Consider the following 2,762-nt stretch of genomic DNA (forward strand, 5'->3'; position numbering starts at 1 on the left):
CGCCGGAACGGCATACCACCAGGTCGGCCCAGGCGAAGGCTTCGGCCATGTCGGCGATGAACGGTGTGACCTCGCCCTGCACGCCGGCCTTGGCATAGGCCTCGACTGCTTCGGCATGCAGCTTCTCGCCGCTCTGGTGACGCACCACCACCGGCACCTGCGCACCCAGGCTGGCCAGTGCCTGCGGCACGCCACTGTTGAGCGCGCGGGCACCCTGGCTTCCGCCCAGCACCAGCAGGCGCAGCGGACCGCTGCGATCGGCCAGCCGCTGCTGCGGCGGCGCGACGGCGGCGATTTCGGCGCGCACCGGATTGCCCACGAACTCTTCGCGTGCAGCGAAGGTGCCCGGGAAACCGGTCAGCAGGCGGCGCGCGTAGCGCGACAGGATGCGGTTGGTCAGGCCCGGCGCGCGGTTCTGTTCGTGCACGATCAGCGGCAGGCCGTGCAGGCGCGCGGCCATGCCACCGGGGCCGGAAGCGAAGCCACCGAAGGCGACCACCGCACGCGGCTGGCGATCACGGATGATCAGGCCGGCCGCACGCAGCGCGCGCATCAGGCGCCACGGCGCGGCCAGCAGAGCCAGCTTGCCCTTGCCACGCAGGCCGGTGATGGCCAGCGTATCGATGGCGATGTCGTGCTGCGGAACCAGGCGGGTTTCCATGGCGCCATCGGCACCCATCCAGGTGACCGGCACGCCACGCGCGCGCAGCACGCGGGCCACGGCCAGGCCCGGGAAGATGTGCCCGCCAGTACCACCGGCCAGGATCATCACCGGCCGGTTGTTGTTCTGGGCCGCGCTCATCCGAGCCTCCCGAAGGTGGGTTCGACGCGCGACTGCAGGCGGCTGGTGCCACGCACGGCGGCCGGCTCGGCCGCGGCCGGTTCGGCAGCCATCGGCACGTTCTTCGCCACCGGTGCAGCAGAAGGCTCGGCGGCGGCAGGCCCGGCTACATCGTCGGCGGCGCCCATGCGCACGGCCTGGCGGCGCTCGGCGCGCTTGAGTTCATAGGACACGCGCAGCAGCAGGCCCATCGCCACGCAGGTCATCAGCACCGACGAACCACCCGACGAAATCAGCGGCAGGGTCAGGCCCTTGGTCGGCAGGATGCCCAGGTTCACGCCGATCGAAACGAAGGTCTGCATGCTGATCCACAGGCCGATGCCGAAGGCGATGTAACCGGAGAAGTGGCGCTTCATTTCCACGCAGCGCATGCCCAGCCAGAAGGTGCGGCCGACCAGCAGTGCGTACAGGGCCACGATCACGCAGGTGCCCAGGAAACCGAATTCCTCGGCGGTGACCGAGAAGATGAAGTCGGTGTGCGCCTCGGGCAGGTAGTACAGCTTCTGCACCGAATTGCCCAGGCCAACGCCGGTCCACTCGCCGCGGCCCACCGCCATCAGCGCGTTGGACAGCTGGTAGCCGTCGCCCTGCTGGTCGGCCCACGGGTCGAGGAAGGAGGTGATGCGGCGCATGCGGTACGGCTCGATGATCGCCAGCGCGCTCATGCCGACCAGACCGATCACCACCGGCATCGACATGCGCGGCATGTTCACCCCGCCCAGCACCAGCATGCCGGCGGTGATCGCCAGCAGCAGGGTGGACGAGCCGAAGTCGGGCTGCAGCAGCAGCAGCACCACCAGCGCACCGGCCACGCCCAGCGGCTTGAGCATCGCCGGCCAGGTCGCGTTGACCTCGTCGCGGAAGCGCACCAGGTAGCTGGACAGCCAGACGATGTAGAGCACCTTCACCGCTTCGACCGTCTGGAACTTGGAGATGCCCAGGTTGATCCAGCGGCGGGCACCGTTGACGCTGCTGCCCAGGCCGGGCACGAACACCACCACCAGCAGCGCGAAGCAGCCCAGCAGCAGCATCTGGTTGTACTGCTCGATGGTCTTCAGCTCGGTACGCGCGGCGAAGATGGCCAATACGATGCCGACCGCCAGGAAGATCAGGTGGCGGTTGAGGTAATAGAACGGGCTGCTCATCAACGCGATCGAGCTGGACGCCACCATCACCACGCCCAGCCCGGTGAGCGCGATCATCGCGCCGAGCAGCCACTTGTCGTAGCTGCCACCGATGGCCTCGAGGCGTGTTGCCTGGTGCGACAGGTCATTCATCAGCGTACCTTCAACGTGGCCAGGCCGATCAGCACCAGCACGACGGAGATGATCCAGAAGCGCACGATCACGCGCGGCTCCGGCCAGCCCTTCAGTTCGAAGTGGTGGTGGATCGGCGCCATGCGGAACACGCGCTTGCCGGTCAGCTTGAACGAGGCGACCTGGATCATCACCGACAGCGTCTCGATGACGAACACGCCGCCCATGATCACCAGCACCAGTTCCTGGCGGGTGATCACCGCGATGGTGCCCAGCACCGCGCCCAGCGACAGCGCGCCGATATCGCCCATGAACACCATGGCCGGATAGGTGTTGAACCACAGGAAGCCCAGCMCCGCGCCGGCGATCGCCGCACAGATGATGACCAGCTCACCGGCGCCTGGAATCTGCGGGATCTGCAGGTAGTTGGCGAACACCGCGTTGCCCGACGCATAGGCGAACACGCCCAGCGCGCAGGCCACCAGCACCGTCGGCATGATCGCCAGCCCGTCCAGGCCGTCGGTCAGGTTGACCGCGTTGGAGAAGCCGACGATCCAGAAATAGGCGATGGCCACGAAGCCGATGCCGGCCAGCGGCAGCGCCACCGACTTGAACATCGGGATGTAGAAGGTCAGCGCCGCCGGTACGTCGGCGGTCTGGAACAG

3 protein-coding genes are annotated in these 2,762 nt (G+C 67.9%); all 3 read right to left on the reverse strand.

Annotated features, from left to right (window positions below; translation table 11 throughout):
- A partial coding sequence (gene murG / locus AC1VAN_RS17530; protein ID WP_480986314.1) for an undecaprenyldiphospho-muramoylpentapeptide beta-N-acetylglucosaminyltransferase occupies window positions 1–802 on the reverse strand: 802 nt, incomplete at its 3' end.
- The gene (ftsW, locus tag AC1VAN_RS17535) at window positions 799–2,118 is read right to left on the reverse strand and encodes a putative lipid II flippase FtsW (protein WP_025876590.1); all 1,320 of its coding nucleotides are present in this window, start codon (window positions 2,116–2,118) and stop codon (window positions 799–801) included. The genes murG and ftsW, both read right to left, overlap by 4 nt.
- On the reverse strand, window positions 2,118–2,762 hold a 645-nt coding region (gene mraY / locus AC1VAN_RS17540), incomplete at its 5' end, for a phospho-N-acetylmuramoyl-pentapeptide-transferase (RefSeq protein WP_480986315.1). The genes ftsW and mraY, both read right to left, overlap by 1 nt.

It is taken from the genome of Stenotrophomonas sp. 05L44_2, assembly GCF_056665995.1.